The sequence below is a fragment of the Priestia koreensis genome (assembly GCF_022646885.1).
Lineage (GTDB): Bacteria > Bacillota > Bacilli > Bacillales > Bacillaceae_H > Bacillus_AG > Bacillus_AG koreensis_A.
Genome location: NZ_CP061868.1, coordinates 4,283,771 through 4,301,193 on the forward strand (window position 1 = coordinate 4,283,771; position 17,423 = coordinate 4,301,193).

The window sequence follows — 17,423 nt, forward strand, 5'->3', positions numbered from 1 at the left end:
GAAGATTCGATGTCACCAACTATACTTGTCGTAGATGATGAGAAGGAAATTGTTGAATTAATTGAGCTTTATTTAACTCAATCAGACTTTCAAATTATGAAAGCCTATAACGGAAAAGAAGCGTTAACCATTATTCAAAATCAACATATTGATTTGTTGATTGCCGATATTATGATGCCAGAGCTGAATGGCTATCAGCTAATTCAAAAAGTTCGTGAGCACCATCATATTCCGATTTTAATTATCTCGGCAAAAAACGAAAGCTACGATAAAATTTTAGGCCTAAACATCGGTGCCGATGACTACATTACAAAGCCGTTTGACCCTCTAGAGCTTGTTGCACGCGTGCAGTCTCAGCTCCGTCGTTCGACTGAACTCAATCATTTCAAGGCGTTAGATACCGACCTTAAAATCGGACCGCTTACGCTAAATACCGTAAGCTGTACGCTTTTTGTGAATGAGGAAGAGGTTATGCTTACTTCGACAGAATATCGCCTGTTAAAGCTCTTTATGGAGCATCCTAATCAAGTATTTACGAAACGTCATTTATTTGAGCGTATTTGGCGGGAAGATTACATGGGCGATGACAACACGATCATGGTTCATATTAGCAAGCTACGAGACAAAATCGAACAGGATAGCCGAAATCCTTATTATTTAAAAACAATCCGAGGACTTGGCTATACGTTCAAGGTGAATCATGAAGTTTAGGCGCAATCTTTCCACCTTTTTTGTGATCAACTATCTCGTACTGAGCGTCATTTCCATTATTACAATCATTATTTTCTTTACCGTCATGATTCTCGACAGCAAGGATTATCTTGATGATCAATGGTCATCAGACATTGCGCAAAAGATTATACGTCCTGACTACAAACATATTGAAGCCGATTCTGTCGTACAGCGCGGAGGATGGGTAGAAATTGTCCATAACAACCGGATTGTCTACGTAATTGGAGATAAACAAGATCACATTAAGACCTATGACATGATGTATTTTGAACCCTACCTTCCTGGCACCTCTTCTCCTGATCCAGACTATGAGATCGGCATGAAGGCCTTCAAGGGAACGGATGGAAAAGAGTATATCGGTATCGTCAAAGTGCCGAACTTTATGGCGGGTGAAATTGCAGACAAAATGAAAAATAGTGCGATTAAAGGCGCCGTGATTTCCCTCTTATTTTTCTTTATTTGTAATACGCTTTATATCTTCTATTCGAAGCGTAAAGTTGCCAAGCCGCTCATTTTAATTCAGCACGGAATTGATCAGATGACCAAGCACGACTATTCGGTACGCCTGAACTTTAAAGCATACAAGGAAGCGATGCAAATTCAAAAAGCCTTTAACTTTCTCGTGGAAAAACTAGAATCCATTGAAGAAGAGAAAAAGCTTATGGAAGAGCAGAAATATCGCTTGCTGCGGGACATCTCTCATGATATTAAGACACCGATGACGTCGATTTTGGGTTTTAGTAAGGCGCTGGTGGAGAAGGATTTAGACGAAGAAAAAAAGCGAACGTACCTTGAGTATATCCACAATAAATCAACACGTCTTAACGGGCTAGTCGATGAGCTGTTTTATCTCACGAAGCTTAATACGATTGATGTTCCCCTGCGATTGCAGATTCAGGATATGGGCGTATTTTTAGAAAATCTTATTATTTCCTACTACGGAGAAATAGATGAAAAGCAGTTTGAGCTCGATATCATTCTCCCCGAATCACCTGTGTATGCGGAATTTGATACGAAGGAAATGTCGAGAGCTGTTGGGAACCTAATTTCTAATGCACTAAAGTACAACCCACCAGGAACGGAGCTACGCATTTCCCTCCATAAAATTGGGACGGATCTTCGTCTTGTGATTCAAGACAATGGAATTGGAATTGAAGAGAAGTTTTTATCAAGCATTTTCCATGAGTTTGCGAGAGGAGATCAAACGAGAGGTAGTGACGGAGGAAGCGGACTTGGCCTTGCGATTACAAAGCGAATTGTTGATATTCATAAGGGCCATATTTCGATTTATAGTACGTTAAATAAAGGAACGACCTTTTCCATTATCCTCCCCCTCTATAACGACAACAAAGGAAGTAAGCAATAACGCTTACTTCCTTTGTTGTCCAATGCCCCATGCATCAATTTCATAGCCTTTTGCTGCATTCACGACCGCATTCACCGCAATTTTAGAATCTCCGCTCACATGACCGTCCACGAAAATATCGCTATCTCCCTCATCTGAAACCGTTACGTCCGTTACTTTGATCTTTACGTTTTCCTTCTTTTTAAAGAATGCTTCAACCTTATGTACAGCCTCTTTCTTCATCTCATCATGCGAAATCGATTGAGCTGTAGATGGAACTCCTTCATGATCATCATAATAAAACGAATAAATTTCAAAGAGACCCATTCCCATAACCGCAACGAATAAAATTAATAATGGCTTTTTCACGTAAACAGCCTTCTTTCATAAGAGTTTTGCACACCCTTCGTGCACCCTTATCCATTATTTACGCTTCTGCTCCCGGTCATACCTATAAACGAAAATTGCTAACACAATGACAATTACAATCGTAATGCTATTTAAAACAATATGAACGGTGTAGCTATCAATAAAAAGATTAATTCCAATCGACAACAAAACCGTGACCATAATAAGTAGATAGGCTTTTTCTCCGAATTTCTGCACTATTTCTTCTCCCTTTCGTTCTATTTGCTATTAAAGCAACTACAAATTGATATACACATAGAAAAACCCCCTTTGAAACTGTCAAAAGAGGTTTTTTCTAGTTTATCATATTTTAAACAAACGTTTGATTAAATCCAGCCTTTCTTTGTCGCAATGCTAACGGCGTCCATACGGTTTTTAGCATCGAGTTTTTGAATAATGTCTGATATGTAGTTTCGAAGAGTGCCGTAGGATAGGTATAGCTCTTTTGTCATTTCCTTCGTTGTTTTTCCTTGTGAGGCAAGGCGTAAAATATCACGTTCACGATCTGTCAGGGGGTTTTCATCGCGAAGCACATCGAGCATTAAATCGGGACTAAAAAGCTTTCCACCGTTGATAATTTTCCGAATGGCTCCCGCTAAATCTTCGATGGAACCGTCCTTTAATAAATAACCGTCCACTCCAGCCTTCACCGCACGTTCGAAATAACCAGGACGGGCAAAAGTGGTAAGAATAATTACCTTGCACGAGGCTCCTCGATCTTTTAACTCTTCCACCACATCTAGCCCACTTTTAACCGGCATTTCAATGTCCATTAAGCAAATATCTGGTTGAAGAGTGAGGATATTTGTCACCGCTTCTTCTCCGTTCATTGCCTGACCGACAACCGTCATGTCCTCTTCAAATTCCAGTAAAGAACCTAGCGCGCTTAACAGCATCCGCTGGTCCTCTGCAATAAAAATACGAATCATCTTCTCTCACCTTCCTGCTGACTTCTCTCTACTAATGGGATCGTCACAGTTAATACGGTTTCTTTCTCAGCGCTCAGCATCATTTCACCACCAACAAAGGACAAACGCTCATTCATTCCTTTTAACCCGTTCCCAAACGAACTGCTTACTCCTTCGCCGTCATCTTTCACCTTCATTTGCAGCACAGATGGCATTTGCACGACCGTAATCCAACAGTTTGTTGCACGACTATGCTTGACGACGTTTGTGACCGCTTCTTTTAAGCACATGCTCATAATGTTTTGAAGAAGGGGTGAAGCCGTTATCTCTGTCCCTTCGTAATGATAGGAGATATTCGCTGCTGACAGCATTCGCTCCACTTCAACTAGCTCCTCTTCTACCTTTACCGCTCGCATCGTTGTTACAAGCTCTCGAACTTGGTTGAGTGCCGTTCGAGACGTTTCTTCAATCTCTTTTACTTCTAATTTCGCCTTATCCGTATCCACCGAAATTAAGCGCGATACAAGCTGACTTTTTAATGTAATGAGTGATAACGTGTGACCTAACGTATCATGAAGATCACGTGCAATCCGAACACGTTCCTCTTTCTTAATGAGCGCTTCAATTTGTTCTTTCGCCTGATCTAGTTCTTGTTCAAGCGCCATTCGTCGATTCATAGAGCGAATACCGAGCGGAAAGAAGAAGATAACCAGAAGAAACGGCAGCGTATAAAAGAACGGGAAGCTATTATGTTTTAAAACATAATACAGTAAAGGAACCGTTACGGTGAGAACCAAAAAGAAGAGACCGCGTTTAAAATTAGTTTTTTCGTCATACCAACCAACAAAATTAGCGGGGAAAAATCCTAGAAAAATACTGTTTGGATCATAAGCAACGCTTAAAATGAAGATGATGCCCATTTGAATACCAAGCCAGCTTGCAAAAGCTCTTCCCTTCGGCGCAAAATAAAGCTGGCGGTAGGTAACTAAAAATAGCGCAACTAGTATATAGCCGATAACCTGCTTCCACCCATGCTGAGTTGTGAGGGAGAGAATCGGAAGCAATAAATAAGCTAAAAAGATATAAGGGAAAAATCCGTACCTCTTTGGAAATAGTTCAAACCGTCTTCGCATTTATTTATCACACCACTTCTTGATTTCTACGAATATATTTAGATAGTAGCATGAATACGACAAAATATCCCATTAATATAAACAAACTTTTCCATTCAGGAGCATGACCTTGCACAATATTCCACGCTCCATTGCCATAATTGAACGATGGAAGCCAGTGGGCAACGCTTTGCATCACTTTTGGCATAATCTCAACAGGCATCCACATTCCCCCGCATACTGCAAGCACCATATAAATGACGTTACTGATCCCAGAAGCCGTTTCGACCCGCTTCATTGAGCCGATTAACGTACCAAGTCCTAAAAACGGAATGGATGCAAGAATAATCCAAAGACCGCTGAATACCCATTGCGTGAGTGATAATTCAATGTGATTGACAAGTCCTCCTACGATAAAAATAACCAATACTGAAAAACAGTGAATAACCGTTTGACCAACCATCTGTGCGATAAAGTAAACAGTATCGGAAAGCGGTGTTGTTCGGATATAAACAGACCAACCTGTCGTACGCTCCTGCACCATTCGAATTCCTAATGTCATAATCGCAGAACCCATTACGCTAAAAGAGGTCATAGACATAAGATAATGGGCATTCCATTCCCCTTGATTAGAAGGGTTCGTGTTGACGACATTTGTAAAGATATAATAGAAGATAAGTGGCATACATAAAGACCAAAACACGTAATACCGATTTCGTAAAATACGGATAATTTCCGATTTGCACTGCATAGCTAACATACTCATTTATCCAACCTCCTTCGTTGTAAGTTCACGAAATGCATCTTCTAGCTTTCCTCGTTCAATTTCAATCTGGCTCACGTGAAGATTTTTCTGAAATAACGTAAACAGAACTTCATCCGTATCAATCGTTTCGACAAAAACTCGGCCGCTACGAAACATCCACTGATTCGGGTACAAACCATCTAACACATCTGTAGGGCCCTCATAACAGAAGGAAACAAACTGCTTTGTTAAACGTGCTTTAATGGAAGAAGGTGCGCCGTCCGCTGCAATCCGTCCGTTATGAAAAAGCAAAATTCGCTCCGCAACATCATCAGCTTCTTGTAAGTAGTGAGTCGTAAACAAAATGGTTTTCCCTTGATGGGAGAGAAGCTTAATCGTATCCCAAAATCGCTTTCTAGACTCAATGTCCATTCCGACCGTCGGTTCATCAAAAATAAGCAAGCTTGGATTTCCGGCAAGCGCTAGTGCAAAGTTTAAACGACGCTTTTGACCACCTGACAGCTTCTCAGCCCGTGTTTTGAGATCTTTATCGGATAACCCCGTATACGCAATCAGCTCGTTCATTGATAGCGGGTTTTTATAATAGTGGCGAACCATTTCTAAAATCTCTTTTACCTTCAATCCAAGCGGAACGCTCACTTCCTGAAGCATGGTGCCAACCTGCTCTCGAACGCTTTTTTGCATTGGTTGCTGGCTAAACAAATGCAAGTTCCCACCTGTTGGCTTCATAAGCCCTAAAATCATGGAGATCATCGTTGTTTTACCAGCTCCGTTTGGTCCAAGCAAGGCCACTACCTCACCTCTTTGGATCGAAAATGACACGTCACTCACCGCTTCCTTCTCACCAAAACGCTTTGATATACCTTCTACCTTCACAACCTCTGTCATTCCGTCGCACCTCCGTCTTCTCTATACGTTAAGTGTACGCAAAAATCGTGCTACTGCTCAGTAAACTCTGTCATGAAGTAAGGATGACATTTGTCATTTCTTTACACAAAAAAGACATTCGCGGGGAATGTCTTTTTTATTTTTGTTTTTTTCGACCAAACAGGAAACGAAAAATGCGGTTGACGATCGAATATGTAAAGCTCGGAAGCACTAAAAGGAAATCAACGATTGGTTGGTCATATAGAATAGGATCTATGATAACTTGAGTTGAATCTCCCTCGTCTATCTTCCCTTGTTCCACAATAAATCCGGCAACGTATATAATTAACCAAAATAAGCTAGCTTTTTCTAAGAAACCAAGGAACGTTCCGTCTCCAAAAATGGTGATCAGCTCCCAAAAAGCCCCTATGCCGATAAAGAAATTGAACACGAACAAGATGACCAAAATAAACATTCGAAAAATAAATCCTAAACAACTTCCCTCGTACGCATCAGGGGTCTCGCTTTGTTCCACTTTCCTTTCATCTGACAACCTTCCTCACGTCCTCTCATTTGTTCCACCTCTTAGTATAAGAAACGATGGTTTTTTCCGAAATGGGTAGATGTATCCACTTTCTAGGAGATTTAAATCTGCTAGTCTTTTCCCTTAAAACGAAAAAAAGACGCCTAAATAGCGTCCTTTTTGTTAATCTTTTTTAATTTTCATTCCCGCATGAACGTCAGAAGATGGATTTGTTAAGTAACGATCGCCATGTTCTAGACCCGTCAATACTGTATACGTCTCTTTGTCTTTTGATTCAACGCTCACTTCTTGCTTTTGCACTTTGCCTTTTTTAGCGATGTACACGTAAGTTGTTTTGCCTTTTTTCATGACGCTGCTGCGTGGAATCGTAATCTCCATTTGAGAAGGTAAATCCACTTTTGCTGCTACATGATAGCCAGGGTAAAGCTTTTCTGAATCATCTAGCTGTGCTTTAAAAGCATAGACTACTTTTTTGCCTTGATGGGTTGGGTAATCACTAACAGATAAGATGTGACCTTTCCAAGAATGATCGGATACAACATCTGCTTTGATGCGAACCGCTTGGTTTACAGCCATTTCGCTTTTTTGCTTTTCTGTAATTGTCCCTTCCATTTGATACGCGCTGTTTGAATAAATCGTCATCACAGGCGCATCCTCTTTGTCTGACCCTGGAGCTGTGTATGTATACTGAGCGCGATCTGCGTCAATGTTTCCAACGACTCCGTCCATCGTGCTATACACGATTGAATCCTGTTTTTTCTTATTAAGCTGATCCTGATCAAGCTTAATTTTTTCTAGCTGTAGGTCCGCAAGCTGCTTGTTCGCCTCTTGCTGTGAAATCGTACGCTCAAGTCCTGGCTTTTTATCGCTGTCAGCCTCTAAGCTATTCACCTGCTCAGTAAGAGAATCAATGATTTTCTGTGCCTCATCACGATTTGCCTCCGCTACCTTTTGATCAACGGCCTTTTTTGCTAGCTGTAGATCAATATTTGACTGTTCATATTGAAACAATTGAGCGCCTTTTCGTACAACTTGTCCTTCGTCCACAAATACTTGTTGAATTCGACCCTTCGATGAATCCTGGTAAATCGTTTGGGCTTCGCTTGGCACGATTTCCCCTTTTACCGTATTCAGCTTATCTGGAGCCGGCTTCGCAATTGTTACCCACTTTAACTTATCATTCATTACATTTGCCGCAATCACTCCACCAATTGCTGCCACGACAAATAATGCAACTACTATCGTGACAATCACGTTCGTTTTCTTTGAACGTTTACCAGCAGAAGCTTGCTCTCGTTGTACTTCCACTCACTAGCACCTCATTAATTGATTTGTCTATTTTTGTATATTTTCGAAATAATACCAGTCTATTATAATACTTAAAAGACATAAAGAAAACTTTTACCTGAAAAACTCACCATTATCAGGTCTTTATTCACAGATAAAAGGACCTACATTAATATAATGATGGTTAAACATGTGACGGTTTATAAATATAAAAAGAAGCTTACTCACTCGTAGGCTTCTTTTTATACATCTCTACTTTTGCCAGGAGTTCAATGGAAAGGTATTGCTCTCCTCGTTCATTTACAACATAATACTCTTCCTCTTCTTCATCATAATAAACCGGATACAAATGATGATATTTTATATAGAGATTATTCATCCTCTCTTCGTCATTGCTATCTTTAAATAGATAATGCGTACACTCTGAACGGACGAGTACAGGTGTAAAATCTCGTTTAAGCTTTTCAGAATCTACTGGCACTGAATCAGTTAACATAGACAGTAAAAAGCGTTCCCAATCCTTATCATTGAGGTAAAAGAAGTCTAAATAGCTTGATTTAAATTCATACCCAGAGTCCTCCCGCTGAATAACCCTTCTGCGTCCATACTCATCATTCTGCGCTGAATACATATGCTGCAAGTTGGATACGAGCTGATGAAATCGCATATCAGGAAACTTCTCCCAAACGCGTTCTAATAAATACATGGTTCGTTTAATATCTGGTTTTGCCCTCATAAAAATCGCTCCTTTTATTTAAATAAACGTTTGTTTAATAAAAAATACAAAAAGAATCAGAATAGTTTCTGACTCCTTTCAACAGAAAAAATTATTGTCCTAAAATTTTCAATTTCTTTCCTTGTCATTACTTCTGTTTTATCTAATCCTTTATTTATAACATTATTACTATACAAGAAATGATTGACCATAAATGGTTGTTCTATAAACAGAATCGTTACTCTTGCTCTCTTCTTATTAAGCTTTCAAACAGTAAGATAGAGATTCCAGACAATAAAAAATACCGTAGATATTATCGTCTACAGTATCTTTTATTTGGGTACATATCATTAGTTGCTAAGAATATAGCTCTTAATTCTTCCGTTTTTTTTCATATCCTCACCGACATTTTCCGCACGTTTCTTATTAATAAAATCTGCACTTACTTGATAATATTGACCTTTCTTAACTATTTTTATATTCTTACCTTGATAAGTCGTTTTGATTAAATAAGCCAAATGGTTGGCCATCTTTAAATCTTTTAACCCTCTGAGTTGCAAGTTCCCAAGGGGGAATATAACCATTGATGTTTGGGAACTTGTAACAGGTGTTCCTAATTTGACTCCTGCTACAGCTATAGGAGTCACTTCGACGACAATATATGCACCTTGATCCTTCTCTGAAAGCTTATATATAGTTCCTTTTTGTTCTTTGATTAACTGCTTAGCTTTCGTTTTAGGTGATACTCGAAACCACTTAATCAATGACTCCCCTTGTTTATCATTTTCTTTATCTTGGTAAGTATAAGTAACCTTTAATACTTGATTTACTATTGGTTGGCCATTAATCTTTAGATTTTTTACCGTAGGCGAACTATTTGGTATAGTTTGGGGACCTATAGGGCCTACAGGTAAACTAGATGAAGATTGCCCTAGCTCCTCTCCTGTTTTGGCAACCGGAGTTACTTCTACACCAACATACTTTCCTTTATCAACTTTTGTCAGGGTATAAGAAATTTTATTAGCACCTTTGATTAACTCTCTTTTTTCATTATTTCCCCCATTCAAGCGGTACCATCTAAAAATAGATGTATCTTCTTGATCATTTTCCACGTCCGTATAAGTATAAGAAGCGGTTAAAGTTGCTCCCACTTTACCATCTCCAGAAATTTTTATATTATTAGCTACTGGTTTGCCATTTGGTAGTCCAATAATAGCGAATGTACTGAATTTTAGTAATGGAATTTCAATACCAATAGGGTTATTTTCTTCGTCATATTTAATGGTTCCTCTTTGAATAACTTTTTCGCCGTCGCTATGTTGAACAAATACTGCAAGCTGCTTTAGGAATTTCTCTTTTTCCTCCTTATCTCTTGGGAAAATAATATCTTTAAATAGGAATGTAACAAATGTTTTTTGACTTTTGTAATTTGTTTCTATCCGCATTGGTTTTTCAAGCACCTGAACTTCCTTGCCTCCAGCTGCTTCTTTTACTACTTCTGCATTTAACGTTTCTTCTACTACTTGCTTTTTTTCATCCTCTTTACGAATAGGTACTATACGAAAAAACAAATCATTTGTTCCCTCATTTAACCCTTGAATAGATTGTTTAGGGACTTGAATATTTACTTCATTTGTTTGAATATTTAAGTTCATATTATTAATTGACAATTGATTAACTGATGGCTTCAAAACATTCACAGTCGTTTCATCAGCTAGATCGTCTATCCTATTTGGAATGCGAATATTAATAATATCTTGTTTAGATTTAATTGCCGTTTCGATGGTTTTATCAGTAGTATCTCTATTCATTACTACTTGATCAAGTTTTTTATTATTTTCTGTCTGGCGAAAAATAGTTACATTAGCAGTTGGACCCTTCACATTAGGAATTCCTGTCGAATCTCTATCCTCAGTTTTTCCATTATCTGAATTGTCTCCTTGTACTATGACCTTTCCTTCCATTAAATAGAATGGAATTTTTTGGACGTATTTATTTAAAAATAGAATATTCGTGTCCCTAGTTTCATCAATAGTAATAGGCTTTGCTCCGAGAGATTTCCCCTTTATTTTAAATACAACCTTAAATAAACTCTGATTAGATTGGATAGGATGATCTCCACCAGTAGGATCATTCCACACTGCTCTCAACCAACCTTCTGAATTATTAAAGCTTGAATAGAAACATCCTTCATCTTGGTTGTAACAGTTCGACAATATACTGCCGTAACCTGAAGAAATCGAGACTACTTCTAGATCATCATGATTATAGTCCAATTGCAAATTATAGGAGCTGATTCCCTCTCCAACATCTTTTATGGAAACTGGTACAGTCACTTGCTGCCCCTGTCTACTCGAGACAGTATCTATTATGACCTTTAAGTGCCTATTCACATTGTCTGCCTTACTTCTACTACCAAAATTAAAAAATGTAGAACTTATTATCAAAACCATAATTAAACATAATTTTGTATATCGTTTAATTCTCATATAAAAACTCCTCCTTTCTCTTTTATTTTAATTAAGGCGTATGTGTACCCATGTATTGATACGTACCTTTAGAGAAAACATTCCACTCTTTTAAGCTGTAATTAGAGCTACCTGCATGTATTCCAGATTTTCTAGTAATAGTTCCACCGTTTTCAAAAATGCTTTTGGTTTGCTGGTCTGGAAACCTATTAGTAGTGCTTCCTAAAGTATCAACAACTTTTCCACTTGCGTCTTTCAAAACAAATCCACAAATTAAATTATTGTATCCATTAATCTCATCGTTATAGTAACTCGCATTTGTAAGATCAAAGTAGTCATAAAATATATTGTTAATAAAAATATAAGTCATTCCTTTATACCAAGGGAGCATTTGTTTTACCTCAGAACTTTCCATAACGTTTTTTGCCAAAGACCATTTGTATACTTCTAGCGTATACCCAGTCATTTTATCCTCTGTATTTCCAAATACAGGTGCATAGATTTCAACAGCAATACGTCCATCTCCACCATTTAAGTACTCTGAGAAATATGGTGAAGGACTTGGATTTACTGTAGTAAAACTCCATGTAGAATCTCCTATAATTCCATCAAATTCTGCCCCGTCCTCGCTCTTAAATGCGCCTTCTTCTATTTCTATATACACTTTTTCGTTATGAAGAAGTCCTGGGTTAGTAATAGTAACTGTATTACCTTGTACTTTTATATAGCGTGAATCGTTAGCTGCATATTCTGATGTTCCAGTACGCTCCGATATAATCCTAATTTTCTTTGTGGTTGGAGAAACATTTTTATCAAAAGTAATAGTGAAATCTGCTGTGTTACTAATACTAGTAGAAAAATTAACTGGACTAAGTGATGTAACTGAGAGTGCTGGTATGTTTTCTGTCACCGTATCGGTAGAAGAAGCCATGACTGCCCATCCATGTGTGGTGCCTGTAGATGCCACTGGTACCACCTCAAAGAAGATGTAATAATCTTTGTCCTTACTTGTTAATGTATATGTGGATTGTGTAGCTCCAACTATTTCAGCCTTATCAGACCCATCTGCCTGCGTTGCTCGATACCACTTAAACGTTGAGTTTGCCTCATTATCATTCTCTGGGTCACTGTATATATATTGACCTGTTAACGTATCTCCTACTTTCGTTGTCCCATGAATAGTGACGTTTATGGCTGTTGGCGCTTCGTTTGCTTTTGTCTTTTCTGTAGCATTACTCATACTCGGATTTCCTTGGACACTCCCTGTAGTTGCTAGCGGTGTCACTTCAAAAAAGATGTAATACCCCTCATCTTCACTTGAAACTGTATATGACGATTTGATAGCTCCCACTATTTCAATCTTGTCAGACCCATCTGCCTGCGTTGCTCGATACCACTTAAACGTTGAGTTTGCCTCATTATCATTCTCTGAATCACTGTATACATATTGACCTGTTAACGTATTTCCCACTTTCGTTGTCCCATGAATAGTGACGTTTGTGGCTGTTGGCGCTTCGTTTGCTTTTACTTTATTTTTTGTCGTGCTCATATCCGCATTCCCCAGCACATTTCCCGTGGAGGCGACAGGAACTATCTCAAAGAAAATATAGGACTCTTGATCTTCTGCACTTAAGGTATATGTTAATTGATTTGCTCCTTCAATTTCCTTTTTATCAGAACCATCCGCCTTGGTACTTCTATACCATTTATAAAGAGATTGATCTTCACGATCCCCTTCTATATCTTGGTATGTGTACGTTCCTGTTAACGTCCTACCAACTATTAATTCTCCATTAATACCGAGTTGAGAAGCTATTGGAACATCATTTACATCATTAAGAGTTATAAAATAACTATCAAATGTTGGTGTGTAGTTAGGCCCCGCCAGATAAATATCCTTAATCTTAATAGCATCATTTCGGGTAATAACACCATCACCATCAATATCATACTTTTTCTTTTCCTCTTCGGTGACTATTTTTTTGCCACTTATAATTTGATTTACGATTAATATATCTGCTGAGGTTAAAATACCATCCCCGTCAGCGTCCCCTTTTGGATCTACACTAACCTCAATAGTATCTTCTATGGACTGACTATTTTCATCTTTAGCCGATACCACAATCGTTGACTTTCCTTTTGATTTAATATTCAAAATCAAATAATTAGTAGAAGTTGTAACCTCCACTGAATTATTATTGCTGGATACTGCCTTATACTCTATTTCGTTCCCATTTAGAGGAAAATGATTGCTTAAATCCACAGTCATTACCGATTTATTCACTTGTAGGCTTGGCTTCAACCAGTTCAAATCATTAGAAACCGAAACATTTTGAGGAATATCGTCAGCATGTATTTCCTTATCTTGCGGGATATAAGAACTATATAATAAAGCTAAAATGCTAGCCATTACAATCTTTTTCCTCTGTTTACTTAATCGATTCATTTTCTTCCACTCCCCCTTTTAACGACTTTTTTTCATCCCATAAAACATCAATAAACCCAACACGATAACTCTTTGTACCTATTTCTTTATACCTAAAATATATTGTGTTGTCGATATGTTTTTTCGTGTTTTTGAACTTTAAATTTCTTAGTTAAATATGTTAAGGTCTTTAAATTCCATAAAAAAAAGAACAAGTTTAAAAATGATTTTTCATTCTTAAACTTGTTCTCCCTATATTTTCACTCTACTATCTCTTCTCCACCTGTTGTTCGATATATATAAGCATGATCCTGACTTGCTTCCGATATTTCAGCAAATGCCCAATGATTCGTTTGGATGTCTTTAAAAGCTAATTTATTAATGCCATACAATGGGCCTCGATTAAACATACGGTTAATCATCTTTACACATTCTGCCCGATTGACATAACTATTGGGACGGAATGTTCCGTTTGGATATCCACTAATAAGGCCTGCTATTTTAACAGAAGCAATAGCAGTCATTGCCCAATGACCTTTAATATCTGAAAAAGCGATGCTACTTTCGGTTTCAGATGGTAACGCTAACTTATTATATCGAGCTATAATGACTGCCAATTCAGCACGTGTGATTGGCACGTTAGGATGGAAATATCCAGAATGATCGCCTTGCATCATTCCTCTTGTTTTTACAAACTCAATTGCCCCTGCTGACCAATGAGTAGTTTTCACATCTAAGAATGGATCATTTCCCTTAAACTTTACATCTTCATACCCCATATTTTTAGCAATCATCATAGCTGCTTGTGCTCTTGTTACCACGTTATTAGGTCGAAATGTGCCGTCCTCATACCCTCTAATGTATCCCTTATGACGGTTTTCTTTTAGGTTTTCCACATGGAGGATAGTAAAAGTGCTAAACTTATTAACATTAAACTCTAGCCCTAATTGTCCCTGTTTGAACTCAACTACCTTTGCTTTCACCAATTCTAACTCTCCATCACTATGCTCAATGTAAATAAACAAATGTGATAGAAATTCTTCCTGTTTTTTGTCATCCGGTAATTGAAAATCTCTTAGAGGTAAGATAAGCGTAACAGGTCTACTTTGCATATTTGTATCAATTTCTATTGGTCGTGAAACTACGGTAACTAAACTATCACCTGTTACTCGTTTAACTATATCTTCTACCTTAGCACGATTTTCTATTTCTTTTTTCTTTTCCTCTTTTTTTACAGGAGTAATACGGAAATAAAGGTCATTTGTAAAATTATCTAGTGATTCTTGAGGAACAAGAATTCGACCGTTGTCTGTAAAAATTTCTAGATTAACATCCTTATCTGCTGTTTCTTTTACTGCTTCTTTAAGAACATTAACAGTCACTTCTGAGACTACATCTTTCTCATCTGGAATTACAAGGCGAGCAGTTGTTTGGCCTGCTTCTAGAACGCTTTTAATGGTTCCTTTAGCTCTCTCCAAATTCATATCAACGCTATCCTTTACAACTCCGTTTGAATCTGTAGTGCGCGTAATTGGCATGTTCATTACAATCGTTCCTGAGCCAACTCCGCCGGTTTCTATTGGTGCTGTAATAATTTCAGTACCTGGCTGAGAAGGATTAATTACGGGTGCACCTGCATTGCTTCCAGTTAAGTCCTTCTTCCATTTTGCATATAAAGTGACATTATTCGTTCCCATTTGGAAAGACGAACCTGGTTGATAAGTACTTCCCGAACCATCTACAGACGTATTCCATCCCATAAACTGATAACCTGAACGAGCCATACGACCTGTATTTCCAATTACTGTGACTGTACTACCTTCCTCATATTTTTTAATGTCCGCGGGAGGCAATCCACTAGTATGGTTATTTCCGTTATAAGTAATCGTGTATACATCATTTGTTGGAATAATAGTTTGATTACTATTTGCTGAACTTTTTGTTGTATCTGTCTCTTTTATTCTCGAAATAAACTTGTATTCTGTACCTGGTATTAAGTTTAGAAAAGAGGCATTTTCATTCCATGTTTCACCATTATCTATGCTATACTCTTGATCATTATTACTTTTTAACTTAATAGATGTTGACGTTTTACTATTTACTTCTGGTGCCATTGGAGCATCGGGTCCGTCAGCTTTTTCAATATTATCTGTTGGCTGGCTCTCTAAACTCCCTGTAGCATTTATCCCGTCGGACATCACTTTAACCTTCATCTTCTTACCTATGTTGTTTTTAGTAATTACATAAGTTTCATTCGTTGCTCCAGTAATAAGAGTGGAGTCCTGGTACCATTGATATGATATGTGATCAAGTTTTGTGTCAGGATGGTACGTTAAATTATCAAGGTTTACTGATAGAACTCCTCCATATTTTGCACTACCTTCAATATAAATATCTCCTGCAATCTCTGGTAAAACGGCTTCTTTTGTCTCAATTACGGTAGCCAAACTAAATTCAGATGATTTCTGGTATTCTGTCTCTTTAACTCTCGTAATAAATGTATAGAGTGTACTTGAATCAAGATTATTGAATGTCGAGCTATCTTGCCATACTGCTCCATTATCCTTACTATATTCCTGACCTTCTATATATTTTAAGGTAATGCTATGTGATGTTGTACTTTCTTCTACGGGTGCAACTGGAGCTTGAGGACCTTCAGACTTCTCTATATTAGGTGTTAGCCCGCTTTCTACATATCCTGTTGCATTTGTCCCATCTGCACTTATCCTAACCCTTAACTGATGATTAATATCTTGTTCAGTCACCGTATAGCTATTGTTTTTTGCTCCCTCAATAGCTTCTTCTCCACGATACCACTGATAAGTGGGCTGATCACTATTTGTCGAAGGGCTATAAGTTATTTGGCTCACATTCGCTGATAGCGTTGAACCATACTTTAAATCACCTTCAACTGTTACTGCTCCTCCCATTTGAGAGACTTGTGGAGTTTGTGAAGATATTATTGGATCAGTAACGATAATATTATCAAGTTGAAGATTTATATCCTCACTTCCGTCTGTTCTTTCAATACGAAATTCGTCAATATCACCCCATGAGCTACTTGGAAAAGAAATGATTTTTATAGTATCATCAAACGTTTGAATGGCTCCTAAAACGGGTGATCCAGATTTATACCCTACTACATTGTAAGAAATACTATTATTATTAATAACTTTAAGAGATTCTAGACTAAAGTTAGCGTTTCTATGAGGTTTAATAGCCAAATATCTACTGGAAATTAAATTATAGGCATCTAGTATGTGATTATATCTATTTTCTTCTTCAATTGATAAAAAACCAAATTCATCCAATTTACCATCATTGGTTATGAAGCCAATTTCCCAGTCTCCAAACACACCACCGTTTTTTACTTCGCCAGGTGGGTTCTCAAAGTCTTCACTGGAAGGAGTAGGGAAACTGGTAGCATATGCTCCATTAATACCTAAAAAAAGAGAAACAGGCAACGTAGTAATTAGAAGCAACAGTACTGACATTAAAGAAACATACTTCTTTACTTTTCTTCTCAACATAAAATTTTCTCCTATTTTTAAAATTAACTAACATAATTTATTTACAATTTGAATTTACTAATTCACACCCCTATCACTAAATCTAAAACATTACCAAAACAGGATAATTATACTATTAAAAGATAAATTCGTCATCATTATTTATAGTCAAAAAGATTCACAAATAGTTAATTGGAATCAATATTCATAAAAAGAGGACTGCTAACTTTTACTATTTTAAATACGTAGAAAAACCCTTTAGAAATAGTATCTAGAACTTCTCTTATAATTTCTCCATTAAAGGTTGATATGATAAAAAGACCAAAACAACTTCTCA

Annotated in this window: 14 protein-coding genes; 2 read left to right on the top strand and 12 right to left on the bottom strand. The window is 37.5% G+C overall.

Features of this window, described 5'->3' with window-relative positions; genetic code table 11:
- Window positions 1–9 precede the first annotated feature (9 nt).
- Both IE339_RS22450 and IE339_RS22455 read left to right on the top strand, forming a co-directional pair.
- Window positions 10–711 (top strand): response regulator transcription factor, encoded by a 702-nt coding sequence (locus IE339_RS22450; RefSeq protein ID WP_242171918.1) that lies wholly within the window; start codon window positions 10–12, stop codon window positions 709–711.
- A complete protein-coding gene (locus IE339_RS22455; RefSeq protein ID WP_242171921.1) occupies window positions 701–2,098 on the top strand; it encodes a sensor histidine kinase in 1,398 nt (465 codons plus the stop codon). Before IE339_RS22450 ends, IE339_RS22455 begins: the two co-directional genes overlap by 11 nt.
- A 3-nt stretch (window positions 2,099–2,101) precedes the next feature.
- Here the strand turns inward: IE339_RS22455 and IE339_RS22460 are convergent, their stop codons facing one another.
- From IE339_RS22460 to IE339_RS22515, 12 genes are all read right to left on the bottom strand, one after another.
- Window positions 2,102–2,446 carry a hypothetical protein gene (locus IE339_RS22460; protein ID WP_242171924.1) on the bottom strand — a complete coding sequence of 115 codons (345 nt, stop codon included), beginning with the start codon at window positions 2,444–2,446 and terminating at the stop codon, window positions 2,102–2,104.
- A gap of 54 nt (window positions 2,447–2,500) precedes the next feature.
- Window positions 2,501–2,683 (bottom strand): hypothetical protein, encoded by a 183-nt coding sequence (locus tag IE339_RS22465; protein WP_053403663.1) that lies wholly within the window; start codon window positions 2,681–2,683, stop codon window positions 2,501–2,503.
- A 128-nt stretch (window positions 2,684–2,811) separates the two neighbouring features.
- Complete coding sequence (locus IE339_RS22470; RefSeq protein WP_242171927.1) at window positions 2,812–3,414, bottom strand: response regulator transcription factor; 603 nt, start codon at window positions 3,412–3,414, stop codon at window positions 2,812–2,814.
- The gene (locus IE339_RS22475) at window positions 3,411–4,526 is read right to left on the bottom strand and encodes a sensor histidine kinase (RefSeq protein WP_242171931.1); all 1,116 of its coding nucleotides are present in this window, start codon (window positions 4,524–4,526) and stop codon (window positions 3,411–3,413) included. Before IE339_RS22475 ends, IE339_RS22470 begins: the two co-directional genes overlap by 4 nt.
- A gap of 7 nt (window positions 4,527–4,533) precedes the next feature.
- Complete coding sequence (locus tag IE339_RS22480) at window positions 4,534–5,271, bottom strand: ABC transporter permease (RefSeq protein WP_242171935.1); 738 nt, start codon at window positions 5,269–5,271, stop codon at window positions 4,534–4,536.
- Entirely contained in the window at window positions 5,272–6,159 is an 888-nt protein-coding gene (locus IE339_RS22485) for an ABC transporter ATP-binding protein (RefSeq protein WP_242171939.1), read from the bottom strand. It abuts the gene before it with no gap.
- Between the two features lie 136 nt (window positions 6,160–6,295).
- Complete coding sequence (locus IE339_RS22490) at window positions 6,296–6,691, bottom strand: hypothetical protein (RefSeq protein ID WP_242171941.1); 396 nt, start codon at window positions 6,689–6,691, stop codon at window positions 6,296–6,298.
- 153 nt (window positions 6,692–6,844) lie between these two features.
- Window positions 6,845–7,990 (bottom strand): efflux RND transporter periplasmic adaptor subunit, encoded by a 1,146-nt coding sequence (locus tag IE339_RS22495; RefSeq protein WP_242171945.1) that lies wholly within the window; start codon window positions 7,988–7,990, stop codon window positions 6,845–6,847.
- Window positions 7,991–8,189: 199 nt separating this feature from the next.
- Window positions 8,190–8,705 carry a hypothetical protein gene (locus IE339_RS22500; RefSeq protein ID WP_242171947.1) on the bottom strand — a complete coding sequence of 172 codons (516 nt, stop codon included), beginning with the start codon at window positions 8,703–8,705 and terminating at the stop codon, window positions 8,190–8,192.
- A gap of 329 nt (window positions 8,706–9,034) precedes the next feature.
- The gene (locus IE339_RS22505; protein ID WP_242171950.1) at window positions 9,035–11,173 is read right to left on the bottom strand and encodes a cohesin domain-containing protein; all 2,139 of its coding nucleotides are present in this window, start codon (window positions 11,171–11,173) and stop codon (window positions 9,035–9,037) included.
- A gap of 31 nt (window positions 11,174–11,204) precedes the next feature.
- Window positions 11,205–13,598 carry an Ig-like domain-containing protein gene (locus tag IE339_RS22510; protein WP_242171954.1) on the bottom strand — a complete coding sequence of 798 codons (2,394 nt, stop codon included), beginning with the start codon at window positions 13,596–13,598 and terminating at the stop codon, window positions 11,205–11,207.
- A 239-nt stretch (window positions 13,599–13,837) separates the two neighbouring features.
- Window positions 13,838–17,107, bottom strand: a complete 3,270-nt coding sequence (locus IE339_RS22515; protein WP_242171960.1) for an S-layer homology domain-containing protein — start codon at window positions 17,105–17,107, stop codon at window positions 13,838–13,840.
- Between the last annotated feature and the right edge of the window lie 316 nt (window positions 17,108–17,423).

Excerpts from the sequence above, each read along its gene's own strand:
- IE339_RS22455 (WP_242171921.1), top strand. The coding sequence starts at position 701 with ATGAAGTTTAGGCGCAATCTTTCCACCTTTTTTGTGATCAACTATCTC.
- IE339_RS22510 (WP_242171954.1), bottom strand. The coding sequence starts at position 13,598 with ATGAATCGATTAAGTAAACAGAGGAAAAAGATTGTAATGGCTAGCATT.
- IE339_RS22500 (WP_242171947.1), bottom strand. The coding sequence starts at position 8,705 with ATGAGGGCAAAACCAGATATTAAACGAACCATGTATTTATTAGAACGC.
- IE339_RS22505 (WP_242171950.1), bottom strand. The coding sequence starts at position 11,173 with ATGAGAATTAAACGATATACAAAATTATGTTTAATTATGGTTTTGATA.
- IE339_RS22450 (WP_242171918.1), top strand. The coding sequence starts at position 10 with ATGTCACCAACTATACTTGTCGTAGATGATGAGAAGGAAATTGTTGAA.
- IE339_RS22475 (WP_242171931.1), bottom strand. The coding sequence starts at position 4,526 with ATGCGAAGACGGTTTGAACTATTTCCAAAGAGGTACGGATTTTTCCCT.
- IE339_RS22470 (WP_242171927.1), bottom strand. The coding sequence starts at position 3,414 with ATGATTCGTATTTTTATTGCAGAGGACCAGCGGATGCTGTTAAGCGCG.
- IE339_RS22485 (WP_242171939.1), bottom strand. The coding sequence starts at position 6,159 with ATGACAGAGGTTGTGAAGGTAGAAGGTATATCAAAGCGTTTTGGTGAG.
- IE339_RS22480 (WP_242171935.1), bottom strand. The coding sequence starts at position 5,271 with ATGAGTATGTTAGCTATGCAGTGCAAATCGGAAATTATCCGTATTTTA.
- IE339_RS22515 (WP_242171960.1), bottom strand. The coding sequence starts at position 17,107 with ATGTTGAGAAGAAAAGTAAAGAAGTATGTTTCTTTAATGTCAGTACTG.